The sequence below is a fragment of the Actinacidiphila bryophytorum genome (genome assembly GCF_016916835.1).
Taxonomy (GTDB): domain Bacteria; phylum Actinomycetota; class Actinomycetes; order Streptomycetales; family Streptomycetaceae; genus Actinacidiphila; species Actinacidiphila bryophytorum.
On sequence record NZ_JAFFIX010000028.1, the window covers coordinates 1 to 15,754 of the forward strand.

13 protein-coding genes and 1 pseudogene are annotated in these 15,754 nt (G+C 70.2%); 6 read left to right on the plus strand and 8 right to left on the minus strand.

Annotated elements, in window-relative coordinates:
• The 4 genes and pseudogenes from JT723_RS29760 to JT723_RS29775 all read right to left on the minus strand — a co-directional run.
• Positions 1-911: pseudogene (locus JT723_RS29760) on the minus strand (hypothetical protein); the annotation flags it as partial.
• Between the two features lie 152 nt (positions 912-1,063).
• Complete coding sequence (locus JT723_RS29765) at positions 1,064-1,432, minus strand: DUF6113 family protein (RefSeq protein ID WP_205047948.1); 369 nt, start codon at positions 1,430-1,432, stop codon at positions 1,064-1,066.
• On the minus strand, positions 1,429-2,376 hold the full coding sequence (gene mshB / locus JT723_RS29770) for an N-acetyl-1-D-myo-inositol-2-amino-2-deoxy-alpha-D-glucopyranoside deacetylase (protein WP_205047949.1): 948 nt from the start codon (positions 2,374-2,376) through the stop codon (positions 1,429-1,431). Before mshB ends, JT723_RS29765 begins: the two co-directional genes overlap by 4 nt.
• 31 nt (positions 2,377-2,407) lie before the next feature.
• Complete coding sequence (locus tag JT723_RS29775) at positions 2,408-2,602, minus strand: DUF2304 family protein (RefSeq protein ID WP_205047950.1); 195 nt, start codon at positions 2,600-2,602, stop codon at positions 2,408-2,410.
• 259 nt (positions 2,603-2,861) lie between these two features.
• Between JT723_RS29775 and JT723_RS29780 the strand changes: the two genes are divergently transcribed.
• From JT723_RS29780 to JT723_RS29805, 6 genes are all read left to right on the plus strand, one after another.
• Positions 2,862-5,036: a S9 family peptidase gene (locus JT723_RS29780; protein WP_205047951.1), complete on the plus strand. Its 2,175-nt coding sequence runs from the start codon at positions 2,862-2,864 to the stop codon at positions 5,034-5,036.
• Positions 5,037-5,342: 306 nt separating this feature from the next.
• Positions 5,343-6,368, plus strand: a complete 1,026-nt coding sequence (locus tag JT723_RS29785; protein ID WP_205047952.1) for an ABC transporter permease — start codon at positions 5,343-5,345, stop codon at positions 6,366-6,368.
• Positions 6,369-6,466: 98 nt separating this feature from the next.
• The gene (locus JT723_RS29790) at positions 6,467-8,269 is read left to right on the plus strand and encodes an ABC transporter substrate-binding protein (protein ID WP_307864028.1); all 1,803 of its coding nucleotides are present in this window, start codon (positions 6,467-6,469) and stop codon (positions 8,267-8,269) included.
• Between the two features lie 99 nt (positions 8,270-8,368).
• On the plus strand, positions 8,369-9,346 hold the full coding sequence (locus JT723_RS29795) for an ABC transporter permease (protein WP_205047954.1): 978 nt from the start codon (positions 8,369-8,371) through the stop codon (positions 9,344-9,346).
• A gap of 10 nt (positions 9,347-9,356) precedes the next feature.
• A complete protein-coding gene (locus tag JT723_RS29800) occupies positions 9,357-10,418 on the plus strand; it encodes an ABC transporter ATP-binding protein (protein ID WP_205047955.1) in 1,062 nt (353 codons plus the stop codon).
• 35 nt (positions 10,419-10,453) lie between these two features.
• A complete protein-coding gene (locus JT723_RS29805; RefSeq protein ID WP_205047956.1) occupies positions 10,454-11,584 on the plus strand; it encodes an ABC transporter ATP-binding protein in 1,131 nt (376 codons plus the stop codon).
• A gap of 65 nt (positions 11,585-11,649) precedes the next feature.
• Here the strand turns inward: JT723_RS29805 and JT723_RS29810 are convergent, their stop codons facing one another.
• The 4 genes from JT723_RS29810 to JT723_RS29825 are packed head-to-tail and all read right to left on the minus strand — an operon-like array spanning position 11,650 to position 15,675.
• Positions 11,650-12,735 carry an ABC transporter ATP-binding protein gene (locus JT723_RS29810; RefSeq protein WP_205047957.1) on the minus strand — a complete coding sequence of 362 codons (1,086 nt, stop codon included), beginning with the start codon at positions 12,733-12,735 and terminating at the stop codon, positions 11,650-11,652.
• On the minus strand, positions 12,704-13,753 hold the full coding sequence (locus JT723_RS29815; protein WP_205047958.1) for an ABC transporter ATP-binding protein: 1,050 nt from the start codon (positions 13,751-13,753) through the stop codon (positions 12,704-12,706). The genes JT723_RS29810 and JT723_RS29815 overlap by 32 nt, the downstream gene beginning before the upstream one ends.
• A gap of 13 nt (positions 13,754-13,766) precedes the next feature.
• Entirely contained in the window at positions 13,767-14,759 is a 993-nt protein-coding gene (locus JT723_RS29820; RefSeq protein WP_205047959.1) for an ABC transporter permease, read from the minus strand.
• On the minus strand, positions 14,752-15,675 hold the full coding sequence (locus JT723_RS29825) for an ABC transporter permease (RefSeq protein ID WP_205047960.1): 924 nt from the start codon (positions 15,673-15,675) through the stop codon (positions 14,752-14,754). The genes JT723_RS29820 and JT723_RS29825 overlap by 8 nt, the downstream gene beginning before the upstream one ends.
• Between the last annotated feature and the right edge of the window lie 79 nt (positions 15,676-15,754).

Below are 15,754 nucleotides of genomic sequence, written 5' to 3' on the forward strand. Positions count from 1 at the left end.
TCCACCGCGGGCATCGCCGCGGTGTCGAAGGGCGAGCCCGCGCCGAAGGGCGGGGCGTCCGCGGCGACCTGGGGGGTGGAGCCGGTGTCGAAGGGGGAGCCGGCGCCGAAGGGCGGGGCCTCGTTCGCGAAGGGCACGGCGAAGCCGCCCGCCGGGGTGTCGTGCGGGCCGCGCGCGGCCTCGCCGTCCCCGGGCGCGGAGCCGACCGGCGGCGGCAGGTACGGCGCCGTGGCGCCCTGCTGCTCGCCAGGCGCGACGCCGAAGAGCGACCCGGGCGTGGACGTGCCGCCCGTTGCCCCTGCCCTGCTGCCGCCGGGGTTGCGCACCGGCAGCGGGGCGGTCCCCGCCGCCTCCTCGGGGCCGAAGCCGGGGCCGCCGTCGCCGAAGGGCGTCGCGGGGGGCCCGGCGGGCGCGCCCCCGTCGCCGAACGGCGGCAGCGGCATCCCGCCGGTGGACTGCTCGCGCCCGTAGGGCGGGGCGGCCGGCGGCGCGGCGGGGGGCGGCGTCGGCGCGGACTTGCGGGGCGCGAACCAGTCGCTGGTCTTCTCCGGCTCCGGCTCCGCCGGAGCCTCCGGCTCGGGTTCCGCCGGGGCTTGCGCGGCGGACTCGGCGGCGGCGGCGCCGTCGTCGACGGTGGTGCGCACGACGACCGGCGGGATCGGGCGGGAGCCGGGGATGTTGATGCGGATCCGGGTGGTCAGCGTCGTCTCGGTCCTGGGCTCGTCGGCCGGGGGCGCGGCGGCCTCCGCCGCCTCCTGCGCCCCGTCGTCCGGCGCCCCTGGCGGCCGCGTCCGCTCCTGCGGGTGCAGGGAGGGGAAGGGGCGGCTGCCGTACGGCGGGGTCCCCGAGGGGTACGCGGCACCGCCGCGGCCCTGGGGGCCGGAGGACGAACTGTCTGTTTCACGAGTCAAAGCAGGCTCTCCCGGTTAGCTTCGCCGCCCGACACTGTTCTCCGCTTGCGGCTCGCCGGCGGCCCCACCATACCGACCTGCCGGTGACCGCGACCCTGGTCGGTCGGAACGCTCGCGCTCAGCCAACCATGTGCCCGCCCCTGCCCGCCAAGTCAGGCGGTATTCGCCCCCGAAGACGTGAGTTGGGGCAGAGTGGCGCAGATCACCGCCGCCAGTGCGCCGCCGAGGAGGTAGAGGTAGGCGCCGGCGCCCGCCGCGAAGAGGAAGTCGCCCTCGGGCCTGGTGGAGCTGAGCAACAGCACCGAGATGAGCCAGAAGGCCGCGGGCACCGCGACCCCGACCCGGCTCCCGGTGGCCTTGAGCCCGCCGTAGAAGAGGGCGGCGCAGCCCGCGAGGGCCAGCAGCAGCCCGCCGGGGAAGAGGCCGGCCTGGATGAGCGCGCCGGCGAGCGCCACGAGGGCGCCGAGGACGGCGAGGCCCAGGTAGCCGAGGATGCGGCCGAGGGTGATCGGGGTGGTCATGACGCGCTCCCTTCGGCGCCGGGGTGCTCTCCCGGGGCGGCGCCGTCCGGGAGGTCGGCGGCGAACAGGCCGCTGGCGAACAGGTCGGTCGCGCGGCCCTCGCCCGGCAGTGCCGCGCCGCGCACCTGCCGGTAGCACTCGGTTGCGAAGAAGGGCTGCCCGAGGTCGTTCGACAGCGCGAAGAAGGGGCCGTCGACGGCGATCTGGGTGGCGTGCGCGCGCATCGCGGCGGTCTTCCGCTCGGCGTAGGCGCTGCCGTCGACCGCGACGCTGACGAGGTCGTCGTCGATCACGCCGGGGACGTCGTCGGGGGTGGCGACGCCCTCGAAGGGGAAGTCCCGGCCGGCTGCCGCGAGCCGCGCGAAGCCCTCCTCGACCACCGAGCGCGGGGTGCAGATCTCGAAGACCCTGTCGATCCGGTGGCCCTGGTCGGCGGCCAGTTCGTAGCCGCGCAGGGCGACCCGGTGGGCCTGGATGTGGTCGGGGTGGCCGTAGCCGCCGTTGTCGTCGTAGGTGACCAGGGCCTGCGGGCGTACGTCCATGATGACCTCGGCCAGGTGGCCCGCCGCCTCGTCCACGTCGGCCTGCCAGAAGCAGCCCGGCACCTCGTTCTCCGCGACGCCCATCATCCCGGAGTCGCGGTAGCGGCCCGCGCCGCCGAGGAAGCGGTGGTCGGTGACGCCCAGTTCGGCCATCGCCGCGGCCAGTTCGCCGATCCGGTACTCGCCCAGGGTGTCGTCCCGGTCGGAGGCCAGGTGCGCCAGCTCCGGCGGGATGACCTCGCCCTCCTCGCCGAGGGTGCAGGTGACGAGGGTGACGAGGGCACCTTCCGCCGCGTACTTCGCCATGGTGGCGCCGTTGTTGATCGTCTCGTCGTCCGGGTGGGCGTGGACGAGCAGCAGGCGGCGCTCGGGTGGTGCGGGCGGGGTGGGTCGGTCGGTCATGACGGAAGCCTACGGCCCCCGCCGGGGACGCTCAGAACTTGATGTCGGAGATCATTCCCGCGACGTTGTTGGTGAGGTCGGTGATCTGTGGCGCCCATGACGAACTCGCCAGGTAGAAGCCCAGAAGCGTACAGGCGACGGCATGGCCGGTCTTCAGGCCGGACTTGCGGATCAGCAGGACCACGATGATCAGCAGCAGCAGCACCGCCGAAATCGAGAGTGCCACAGCGGCTCACCTCCAGGTACGCAGGGTTCATGTCAGTTGCCACATGCTTATACCCACCCACGGCAACGGATCATAACTTTCCGTGCCACCGCATATGTCGGAGCACGGAAGCACGCGGGGGCGCATGACCAGATCCGGCCACCGGCAGGCCCGGGCCTGAATTCGACGCCGGGTGCTGCGGTGCTGGTCGGAGGGCTCGCGGCGCGGCCGGGCGGTTATTCGGAGGCGGTTGTCGGTGGCAGCCCCTACTGTGCCAGGTATGACGTACCTCTCATTCCCGCGGCAGCACGCGCGAACTCAGCGGTTCACCCTCGGCGCACCGCGGTCCTTCGCCGTCGCGCCGGGCGGTGAGCGGGTCGCCTTCCTGCGCTCGCGGTCGGGTACGGACACCGCCCACCTGCTGTGGGTGCTGGACCTGCCGGCGGACGGGGGGACGCCGAGCGAGCGGATCGCGGCCGACCCGGCGGAGCTGCTGGGCGGTTCGCAGGAGGACCTGCCGGCCGCGGAGAAGGCGCGCAGGGAGCGCAGCCGCGAGGGCTCGGCGGGCGTGGTGGCCTACGCGGTGGACGGCGCCGCGGAGACGGCCGCCTTCGCGCTGTCGGGGCGGCTGTTCACCGCCTCGCTGCTGCCCGGCGGGGGCGGGGCGCGCGAACTGGCGGTGCCAGGCCCCGTGGTGGACCCGCGGCCCTCGCCCGACGGGCGCTGGGTGGCCTACGCGGCGGGCGGCGCGCTGCGGGTGGTGGCGGCGGCCGACGGCAGCGGCGAGCGAATCCCCCTGGACGGAGTCCGGGGGAGGGCGCTGGCCGAGCCGGACGGCGAGCAGGTGACGTGGGGCCTGGCGGAGTTCGTCGCCGCCGAGGAGATGGGCCGCGACCGCGGCTTCTGGTGGGCGCCGGACAGCTCCGCGCTGCTGGCCGCCAGAGTGGACGAGTCGGCGGTCCAGCGGCGCTGGATCAGCGAGCCCTCGCGCCCCGAGCAGGCGCCGGTCGAGGTCGCCTACCCGGCGGCGGGCACACCCAACGCGGACGTCTCGCTCGCGCTGCTCGGCCTGGACGGCAGCCGCCTGGACATCGAGTGGGACCGGGAGCGCTTCCCGTATCTGGCGGCGGTGCACTGGACGGCGGCGGGGCCGCCGGTGCTGCTGGTCCAGGCGCGCGACCAGCGCACCCAGCACTACCTGACGGTGGACCTCGCGACCGGTGCGACCAGCACCGCGGTGGTCGAGGAAGATCGAATTTGGCTTGATCTTTTCCCCGGGGTGCCCGCCCTGCGGCCCGACGGGACGCTGCTGCGGATCACCGACACCGGCGGCGCCCGGGTGCTGACGGCCGGTGAGAAGGCGCTCACCGGCGGCGAGTTGCACATCCGCGCGGTGCTGGACGCGGGCGGTGACGACGTCCTGGTCAGCGCCTCGGCGGGACCGGAGGCGGCCGACCCGGAGACCGGGCAGATCCACGTCCACCGGGTGACCGCGGACGGCACGGTCCGGGTCACACAGGAGCCCGGCGTGCACGTCGCGGTGCGCGCGGGCGAGGTCACCGTGCTGGTCTCCACGGCGCCCGACTCCCCCGGCGCGACGGCCCGGGTGCTGCGCTCGGGGCGCGAGGTCGCGCGGATCGCCTCGTATGCGGAAAAGCCGTCGCTGACGGCGCGGGTGACGTTCACGGAGGCCGGCAAGCGGGGCATCCCGTGCGCGGTCCTGCTGCCCACCGGTTACGCGGAGGGCGACGGCCCGCTGCCGGTGCTGATGGACCCCTACGGCGGTCCGCACGGCCAGCGCGTGCTGGCCGCGCACAATGCGCACCTGGTCTCGCAGTGGTTCGCCGACCAGGGCTTCGCGGTGGTCGTCGCCGACGGCCGCGGCACACCGGGGCGCTCCCCGGAGTGGGAGAAGGGCATCGCCGGCGGGCGGCTCGCCGAGGTGGTCCTGGAGGACCAGATCGACGCGCTGCACGCGCTCGCCGGGGCCTTCCCGCTCGACCTCGGCCGGGTCGCGATCCGCGGCTGGTCCTTCGGCGGCACCCTGGCCGCGCTCGCGGTGCTGCGGCGGCCCGACGTCTTCCACGCGGGGGTGGCCGGCGCCCCGCTCACCGACCAGCGGCTGTACGACACGCATTACACCGAGCGCTATCTCGGGCACCCGGCGGAGCAGGCCGCGGCTTACGACCGCAATTCGGTGGTCACCGCCGACGGGATTCCCGAACTCGCGGAGCCCGCACGGCCTTTGATGATCGTTCACGGTTTCGCCGACGACAATGTTCTGGTGGCGAATACGCTGCGCCTGTCGACGGCACTGCTCGCCGCGGGCCGGCCGCACGAGGTTCTGCCGCTCTCGGGCGGCATCACGCACATGACTCCCCAGGAGCAGGTGGCGGAAAACCTCCTCCTGCTCCAGGTCGCCTTCCTCCGGCGCACCCTCACCCCCTCGACCTGACCGCCGGCGCGTACCGCCGGGCGTACGACCAGCAAGACCCGCGGTCCGTATATCGGGCATACGTCCGCCAAGTTGCCCCCGTGTTAACGCGTTTGGTCCGGACAAGTCCGACAAGCCCACCTCACCCGGAAGCTGTCAAGCACATCCGGAAGACGATCTGCTCAATGTTCGCTCAAGAAGCAGTCGATCACGCTTTCTTCCTTCCGCACCCTCTTGACTGGAAGTTGCTTTCATTGCGACAGTCCGGGCAACTCGCGACGCGTCAGCCCGTCGCGGCGTCCCAATCGAGTTGCGGGGGCAATCGCGATGACGAGTTCCACCGAGACCACGGTCTCCGGTCCGCCCGGTGAGCCGGACGAGATCACCACCGCCGCACCCGAAGCGGCGGCCGAGCTGGTCGGACGTTCGCCCGGCCAGTTGATGTGGCTGCGGTTCAAACGGGACCGCACCGGGGTCATATCGGCCTACGTGGTCGGCTTCTTCTTCGTGGTCGCGATCCTCGCGCCGTTGATTGCGAAGCTCTACGGCAAGAACCCGTACACCCTGTACGGGACCAACGAACCGGGCCTGCTGGACGACTTCGGCTATCCGATCGCGCCGAACGGCGGGATGAGCGGGCGGTTCTGGTTCGGCATCGAGCCGAACCTCGGGCGTGATGTGTTCACGCAGCTGATCTACGGCATCCGCACGTCACTGGGCATCGCGCTCGCGGTGACGATCGCGGTGACGATCACCGCGATCCTGCTGGGCATCTCGGCCGGCTACCTCGGCGGCAAGGTGGACTACTTCATCGGCCGGATCACCGACCTGCTGATGGCCTTCCCCGCGCAGCTGTTCTTCGTCGCCGTCATGCCGGTGGTCACCGCGGTCTTCGTGAGCCCGGTGGACGAGACGCCGACGTACCTGCGGGTCGTGGCGCTGATCACCGTGCAGTGGTTCCTCGGCTGGATGGGCCTGGCCCGTCTGCTGCGCGGCCAGGTACTGAGCCTGCGCGAGCGGGAGTTCATCGAGGCGGCCCGGGTGACCGGCGCGTCCTCGTGGCGGATCGTGCGCCGGGAGCTGCTGCCGAACCTGGTGACGCCGATCCTTGTGCAGAGCACGTTGATGCTGCCGACCTTCGTGACCGCGGAAGCCGGACTGTCCTTCCTCGGTGTCGGGCTCGTGGAGCCGACGCCGGACTGGGGCCGGATGTTCGCCCGCGGCGCCGAGGTCTACCAGAACGACATCACGTACATGTTCTTCCCGGGTATCGCGATGGTGATCTTCATCGTCGCCTTCAACCTGCTCGGGGACTCGGTCCGGGACGCATTCGACCCGAAGGCCGCGCGTTAACGACACCGTTGTGGGGGCGGCGTCGCCCCGCACCGGACCGATTCAGGCAGCTCACAGCATCAACGGACAGGGGTGCAACAACCGATATGAGACTCTACGTGCGTAGAACCCGGGCCGCGCTCGTGGCGGTCGCCGCCGGCGCGCTGGTCCTCACCGCATGCAGCAGTGGCGGGGGCGGTAACAGCAAGACCACCGAGAACAAGGACGCCAGGGCGAAGCAGAGCAAGAGCGCCCAGCAGCTGGCGTCGCAGATCACCTTCGGTGACGACGCCGCATCGAAGGGTCCGGCCGAGCCCGTACCGGGCGCGGTGAGCGGCGGCACGATGAACGTGCTGGAGCGCGACAGCTACACCCACCTGGACCCGGGACAGATCTACGTGTCCAACGAGGGCCAGCTGGCGACGCTGATCCACCGCGGCCTGACGTCGTACAAGCTGGACAACGCCGGCAAGTACACCGTGGTCGGCGACCTCGCGACCAACAGCGGCGAGGAGTCGGACGGCGGCAAGACCTGGACGTTCCACCTCAAGGACGGCATCAAGTTCTCCGACGGTACGCCGATCACGTCCAAGGACATCCGGTGGTCGGTGGAGCGGATGTTCGCCCCGTTCATCACCAACGGCCCGGCCTACCTGCAGCAGTGGCTGGCCAACGTCAGCGGCACCGACTACCGCAAGCTGCTGCCGGACGGCCCGTACAAGGGCCAGCACCTGCCGGACACCCTGCTGGCCACGCCGGACGCGAAGACCGTCGTCTTCCACTTCCCGAAGCCGCAGACCGACGTGCCCTACCTGTTCGCGATGCCCGGCTACTCGGTGGTCGACTCGGCGAAGGACACCCAGCAGAAGTACGACAAGGCGCCGGTGTGCAGCGGCCCTTACATGATCAAGAGCTTCGACCCGGGCAAGTCGATGACCCTGGTGAAGAACCCCAACTGGGACCCGGCGACCGACTCAGCCCGGCACCAGTACGTGGACACCTTCGCGATCACGTTCAACCACCAGAACGAGGACTCCACCAAGCGGCTGATGTCCGACTCGGGTGAGAACCAGACCTCGGTGAGCTTCGACAACACCGTCGACACCGACAACACCCCGGCCGTGGTGGGCAACCCGGCGATCTACAAGCGGACGGTGGCCGGCTACCAGCCCTTCGTCGGCCAGGTCGCCTTCAACATGAAGAAGCTCACCGACTTCAACGTCCGCAAGGCGCTCGCGCTGGCGATCCCGACCAAGTCGGTCTACCAGGCGCTCGGTGCGTCCTACGGTGCCGAGTACGCGGGCGGCTTCATCAGCCCGGCCCTGTCCGGCTACCAGAAGGCCGACCCGCTGGGCAAGATCGCCAACCCCAACGGTGACGTGGTCGCGGCCAAGAAGATCCTCACCGACGCGGGCAAGCTGAACACCAAGATCACCTACGCGTACGCCAACAGCTCGGCGGGCCAGCAGTACTCGGTCACCATCGCCGCCGCCCTGAAGGCCGCGGGCTTCGACGTGCAGCGCAAGGAACTGCCCGCCGACACGTACTACGACCTGATCGGCAAGGTCGACAACCCGTACGACATCTACGCCTCCGCGTGGGGTGCCGACTGGCCCAGCGCCCTGACCGTGATCCCGCCGGTCTTCGACGGCCGGACCATCTCCGACCAGGCGCCGAACTACGGCCACGTCAACGACGCCCACGTCAACAGCGAGATCGACCGGATCGAGGGGCTCACCGACCCGGCGGCCGCCGCGAAGGCCTGGTTCGACCTGAACACCTACCTGCTGACCAAGGTCATCCCGGGTGTTCCGACCGTCTACTACAAGGAGCTGCAGCTGTTCGGCTCCAAGATCGGCGGTGCCGTGTACAACAACATGTCCGCCGGCATCGACGCCACCAAGCTCTACCTCAAGCCGTAGCCGTCGGCGCGCAGTCCCGGTGGGGCCGGACACCGTCCGGCCCCACCGGGGCGCACCACCGTCCACCACCGCCGCCGTCCCAAGAGAGCTGCGACCGCCATGCTTCGATTCCTCGTCCGCCGGACGCTCGGCGCTGTGGTCATCCTGTTGTTCATCAGCGCCTTCACGTTCTTTCTCTTCTTCGCGATACCCCATGACCCGGCGCTGCTGTCCTGCGGCAAGAACTGCACACCGGACAACCTCAAGATCATCCACCACAACCTGGGCCTCGACCACCCGGTGCCGGTGCAGTACTACAACTTCATGGTCCGGATCTTCACCGGTTACCACTACAGCGCGGGCAACTGCCCGGCACCCTGCTTCGGTTACTCCTTCGCCAACAGCGAGCTGGTCTGGCCGACCCTGATGGACCGGCTGCCCACCACGCTGTCGCTGGCCGCCGGTGGTATGGCCGTCTTCCTGCTGATCGGCCTGGCCACGGGCATGCTCGCCGCCTGGAAGCGCGGCACGATGGTCGACAAGGTCTTCAGCTCCGCGTCGCTGGTGCTCAGCTCGATGCAGATCTACTTCATCGGCCCGCTCGCCCTGGCCCTGCTGGTCTACAACAACCAGATCCTCGACCAGCCCAAGTACGTGCCGATCACCGACAACCCGGTGGCGTGGTTCAACGGACTGCTGCTGCCGTGGTGCGTGCTGTCGATCATCTTCACCGCCAACTACACCCGTATGGCGCGCTCCACGATGATCGAGCAGCTGCAGGAAGAGCATGTGCGCACCGCCGTGGCCAAGGGCATGTCGGGACGCTACGTCTTCTTCCGCTACGCCTGGCGGGGCTCGCTGATCCCCATCGTCACCATCCTCGGCATCGACCTCGGCTCGCTGCTCGGCGGCGCGATGATCACCGAGTGGACCTTCCAGCTCGCCGGGCTCGGGCGGCTCGCGCTGGACTCGGTGCTGCACGCCGACCTGCCCATGCTGATGGGCGTGATGCTGTTCAGCGCCACCATGATCGTCCTTTTCAACATCATCGTGGACGCCGCCTACGCGTTCATCGACCCGCGCGTGCGGCTGTCCTAGGAGACCGTCAGTGACCACCTTGACCAAACCGGTGGAGGACGCCGCCCCCGCCGCATCCGGCGCCTTCTTGTCCGTACGCGACCTGTACGTGCGCTTCTCCACCGAGGACGGCATCGTCAAGGCCGTCGACGGGCTGTCGTTCGACCTGGAGCGCGGCAAGACGCTGGGCATCGTCGGCGAGTCGGGCTCCGGCAAGTCGGTGACCAACCTGACCGTGCTCGGGCTGCACAATCCGCGCACGACCGAGGTCGCCGGCGAGATCGTGCTGGACGGCCAGGAGCTGACGGGGGCGAGCAACCGCACCCTGGAGAAGCTGCGCGGCGACAAGATGGCGATGATCTTCCAGGACTCGCTGACCGCGCTGTCGCCGTACTACACGGTCGGCCGGCAGATCGCCGAGCCGTATGTGAAGCACCGCGGGGTCAGCAAGCGCGAGGGCCGGGCGCGGGCCATCGAGATGCTGGAGAAGGTCGGCATCCCGCAGCCGAAGCTGCGGGTCGACGACTACCCGCACCAGTTCTCCGGCGGTATGCGGCAGCGCGCGATGATCGCGATGGCCCTGGTGTGCAACCCCGACCTGCTGATCGCCGACGAGCCGACCACCGCGCTCGACGTGACCGTGCAGGCGCAGATCCTCGACCTGCTCAAGGACCTGCAGCAGGAGTTCGGCTCGGCGATCATCCTGATCACCCACGACCTGGGCGTGGTGTCCAACATCGCCGACGACCTGCTGGTGATGTACGCGGGCAAGGCCGTCGAGCGCGGTTCGGTGCGGCAGCTGATCAACGAGCCCCAGCACCCGTACACCTGGGGCCTGCTGGGGTCGATGCCGCGGCTGATGTCGGACGTCACCGAGCAGCTGACCCCGATCCCCGGGGCGCCGCCGAGTCTGCTCGCCCCGCCGCCGGGCTGCTCCTTCCACACCCGCTGCGGCTTCACCGACCTGGTCGGCGGCGGGCGCTGCTCGGCCGAGCGGCCGGTGCTGCCGGAGGGCCGCGGCTCCGCGTGCCATCTGACGGACGAGCAGAAGCGGTCCGTGTTCATCGAGACGATTCAGCCCCGGCTCGGCTGAGCGGTCGGCCCGAGAGAAAAGTGGCAGGCATCCACATGAGCAACGACATCTCACTGTCCAAGGCGCCGGCCGGGGCCGCCGCCGCGGAGCCGGCCGGCGAGACCCTGCTGGAGGTCAGCGGGCTCACCAAGTACTTCCCCGTGATGGGCGGTTTCCCGTTCAAGCGGCAGGTCGGCTCGGTGCAGGCGGTGGACGGCATCGACCTGGCGGTACGCGCGGGCGAGAGCTTCGGCCTGGTCGGCGAGTCCGGCTGCGGCAAGTCCACCACCGGGCGGCTGATCACCCGGCTGATGGAGCCCACCGCGGGCACCATCAGCTACCGCGGACAGGACATCTCGCACGCCGACCGCAAGGCGCTCGCGCCGATCAGGTCCGAGATCCAGATGATCTTCCAGGACCCGTACTCGTCGCTGAACCCGCGGCAGACGGTGGGCACGATCATCGGCGGCCCGATGGAGATCAACGGGATCAACCCGCCGGGCGGCCGGGAGAAGCGGGTCCGCGAGCTGCTGGAGACCGTGGGCCTCAACCCCGAGCACTACAACCGCTTCCCGCACGAGTTCTCCGGCGGCCAGCGGCAGCGCATCGGGGTGGCCAGGGCGCTGGCGCTGGAACCCAAGCTGATCGTGGCCGACGAGCCGGTCTCCGCACTCGACGTGTCGATCCAGGCGCAGGTGGTCAACCTGCTCCAGCAGGTGCAGCGCGAGCTGGGTATCGCCTTCCTCTTCATCGCCCACGACCTGGCGATCGTGCGGCACTTCTCGCAACGGGTCGCGGTGATGTACCTGGGCAAGATCGTCGAGGTCGGCGACCGCGACTCGATCTACCAGCGCCCGCGCCACCCGTACACCCACGCGCTGCTGTCCGCGGTGCCCGAGGTGGAACTGGAGGGCGAGGAGCGCGAGCGGGAGCGTATCCGGCTGGCCGGTGACGTGCCCTCGCCGATCAACCCGCCGTCCGGGTGCCGCTTCCGCACCCGGTGCTGGAAGGCGCAGGACAAGTGCGCGGCCGAGGAGCCGCCGCTGATCCACCTGGGCGGCCCGGACGAGGGGCACCTGACCGCGTGCCACTTCCCCGAGGAGCCGACGATCGCCGCCCGCGGCGAGGACATCGTGTTGGACCCGGCGCTGGCCGCGATCGAGGACGTCGCAGAACGTCCGGAGTAGCCGCCGTACGGACCGCGCCGAACGGCCCCGGCGCGGTCCGTACGGCTCGCGGTCCGCACCTGCGGTCAGTCCTCGGGCCGCACGACCTGCTTCTCCTCCGCGAAGTGGCACGCCGAGTCGTGCTCGGCGGGACCCGCGGTGCCGCGGAAGACCTCCGGCACCGCCAGCAGCGGCTCCTCGACCACGCAGCGCTCCTGCGCCTTCCAGCAGCGGGTGCGGAAACGGCACCCTGACGGCGGGTCGGCCGGCGAGGGCACGTCGCCCTGCAGGATGATGCGCTCCCTGTACTCGCGCGCCTCGGGGTCCGGCACCGGCACCGCCGACAGCAGCGCCTGGGTGTACGGGTGGGTGGGGTGGGAGTAGATCTCCTCGTCGGCGCCGATCTCCACGATCTTGCCCAGGTACATCACCCCGACCCGGTCGGAGATGTGCCGCACGATCGACAGGTCGTGCGCGATGAACATGTACGACAGGTTGAACTCGTCCTGCAGCCGCTCCATCAGGTTGACCACCTGCGCCTGCACCGACACGTCCAGCGCCGAGACCGGCTCGTCGGCCACGATGACCTCGGGGCGCAGCGCCAGGCCCCGGGCGATGCCGATGCGCTGCCGCTGGCCGCCGGAGAACTGGTGCGGGTAGCGGTTGATGTACTCCGGGTTCAGACCGACCACGTCCAGCAGGTCCTGCACCCGCTTGCGCCGGTCGCCCTTGGGGGCGACGTCCGGGTGGATCTCGTACGGCTCCCCGATGATGTCGCCGACCGTCATGCGCGGGTTCAGCGAGGTGTAGGGGTCCTGGAAGACCATCTGGATGTTGCGCCGGACGGCCTTGAGCGCCCGCCCCGACAGCTTGGTGATGTCCTCGCCGCGGTAGATGATCTCCCCCGCGGTGGGCTGCTCCAGGTTCATCAGCAGCTTGGCCACGGTGGACTTGCCGCAGCCTGACTCGCCGACGATGCCCAGCGTCTCGCCGGGGAAGAGGTCGAAGGAGACGCCGTCGACCGCCTGGACCGCGCCGACCTGCCGTTTGAAGATGATGCCCTGGGTCAGCGGGAAGTGCTTGACCAGGCCCCGCACCTGGAGGATCGGCTCGCGGTCCGCGGGCTGCCCGTCTGACGGCTCAGGCCTTGTCGGCTGGGGCGCTGTCGTCACCGACGACCTCCTTCCAGAAGTGGCAGGCGCTGGCCCGGTCCCGGCTGACCCGGTAGAGCGGGGGCACCTCGGTGCGGCACACGTCCTGCGCCAGCGGGCAGCGCGGGTTGAAGGCGCAGCCCGGCGGGATGTGCAGCAGGTTCGGCGGCAGGCCCTTGATCGCGTACAGCTCCTGGCCCTTCTGGTCCAGCCGCGGGATCGAGTCGAGCAGGCCCTTGGTGTACGGGTGGGCGGGCTTGGCGTAGATGTCGTGGACCGGCGAGGTCTCCACGATCCGGCCCGCGTACATCACGGCGATCTTGTCGGCGACGTCGGCGACCACGCCGAGGTCGTGGGTGATCAGGATCAGGCCCATGTTGTACTCGCGCTGCAGGTCCGCCAGCAGGTCCATGACCTGGGCCTGCACGGTGACGTCGAGCGCGGTGGTGGGCTCGTCGGCGATGATCAGCTCGGGCTCCAGCGCCATCGCCATGGCGATCATCACGCGCTGCCGCATACCGCCGGAGAACTGGTGGGGGTAGCTGCGCACCCGCTCCTTGGCGGCCGGGATGCGCACCCGCTCCATCAGCTCGACCGCCTTGGCCCGGGCCTGTTTGCGCGACAGTCCGCGGTGCACGGTGAACATCTCGCCCAGCTGCTCGCCGACGTTGAGCACCGGGTTGAGCGAGGACAGCGCGTCCTGGAAGATCATCGCCATCCGGGCGCCGCGCACCTTGCGGCGCTCCTCGCCGCTCAGCTTGAGCATGTCCCGGCCCTGGAAGATGATCTTCCCCTGGGTCACGAAGCCCGGCGGCGAGTCCAGGATGCCCATGATCGCCTGGGCGGTCACCGACTTGCCGGAGCCGGACTCGCCCAGCACCGCGAGGGTCTCCCCCGCGTCGACGGAGTAGTCCACGCCGTTGACGGCCCTGGCGACCCCCTCCCTGGTGCGGAACTCCACGTGCAGGTTGCGCACGTCGAGCAGCGGTCCGCCCTCGGTGCCGCCTTCTTCCGTGCTCAGCTCGACACTTGTGGCCATATCGGCGGGCTCCTCAGCGCAGCTTGGGGTCGAGGGCGTCGCGCACCGCGTCGCCGAGCATGATGAACGCCAGGACGGTCAGGCTCAGCGCCCCTGCGGGCCACAGCAGCATGTGCGGGGCGTTGCGGATCTGGTTGGACGCGTCGGAGATGTCGATCCCCCAGGAGACGGTGGGCGGTTTGAGGCCGACGCCGAGGTAGGACAGCGTGGCTTCGAGGGCGATGTAGGTGCCCAGCGCGATGGTGCCGACGACGATGACCGGCGCGACCGCGTTGGGTGCGATGTGCCGCAGCAGCATCCGGGAGTTGCCGGCTCCCAGCGCCCGGGCGGCCTGGACGTAGTCGTTCTGCCGGGCGGTGATGACCGAGCCGCGGGCGATACGGGCGATCTGCGGCCAGCCCAGCAGCACCATGAAGCCGACCACCGGCCACACCGTGCTGTTGGTGACCACCGAGAGGAAGACCAGGCCGCCGAGCACCACCGGGATGCCGAAGAAGACGTCGCTGATCCGGGACAGGATCGCGTCCCACCAGCCGCCGAAGAAGCCGGCAAGACCGCCCAGCACACTGCCGAGCAGCACCACGCCCAGCGTCGCGCACACGCCGACGGTCACCGAGGCGCGGGCTCCGTAGACCACCCGGGTGTAGACGTCGCGGCCCTGCTGGTCGAAGCCGAACGGGTGACCCGCCTCCGGGCCGGCCTGCGCCTTCTGCAGGTTGGCCTGCAGCGGGTCCTGGGTGGCGATGGTGCCGGGCCACAGCGAGATGAAGACCAGGAAGAGGATGATCAGCACCGAGATGATGAAGACGGGGTTGCGCCGCAGGTCGCGCCACGCGTCGGACCACAGGCTGCGCGGCTTGCCCGCGGGGCCGCCCGGCTCCTGGCCGTGGCTCTCGGGGTACTCCAGGGTGTCGGCGTCGGACGCCGCCAGGTCCATCCCGGCGCCGTAGCCGCCGCCTGGGGCGATGGGCCCCTGCTCGGGGTCCAGCGGATTGCGTTCAGGCATAACGGATCCTCGGGTCCAGGACCGCGTAGAGCAGGTCGACCAGCAGGTTCGCGATCAGGAAGACCAGCACCAGGATGGTGACGAAGCCGACCACGGTCGGCGCGTTGTTGCGCAGGATGCCCTGGTAGAGCTGGTAGCCGACACCGTGGATGTTGAAGATCCGCTCGGTGACGATGGCGCCGCCCATCAGGAAGCCGACGTCGGTGCCGATGAAGGTGACCACCGGGATCAGCGAGTTGCGCAGCAGGTGCCTGATGATGATCCGGTGCCGGGGCAGGCCCTTGGCGACCGCGGTGCGCAGGTAGTCGGCGCGGGTGTTCTCCGCGATCGAGGTCCTGGTCAGCCGGGTGACGTAGGCCAGCGAGACCAGGGCGAGCACGAGTCCTGGCAGGATCAGCTCGTTGAAGGGCGCCTCGGGCGAGACCGACGGGCTGACCCACCCCCACTGCACGCCGAACAGGTACTGCAGTACGTAGCCGGTGACGAAGGTCGGCACCGAGATCACGATCAGGGTCAGCAGCAGCACCCCGGTGTCGTCGGGCTTGCCGCGCCGCATGCCGGTGAGCACCCCCAGCGAGATGCCGATGACGATCTCGAAGAGGATCGCCACGATGGTCAGCCGGATCGTGACAGGGAAGGCGCTGCCCATCAGGCTGGTGACGGACTCCCCGTTGAAGGCGGTGCCGAAGTCACCGGTGAAGATGTTCTTCATGTAGATCAGGTACTGCTTCCACAACGGGTCGTTGAGGTGCAGGTCGTTCCGGATCTGGGCGGCGGTCGCCGGGTCGGGCGCACGGTCGCCGAAGAGCGCGGCGACCGGGTCGCCGAGCGCGTAGACCATGAAGAAGATCAGGAACGTGCTGCCGATGAACACCGGGATCATCTGGAGCAGCCGCCGGATCACATAGCGTCCCATGCGGAGCCTTCCGGGGAGTTCCGGGGAATGTGGGGGCCGGGGGCCGCCGCTGCCGGTGCTGCTCCGTCCGGTGCGGCGG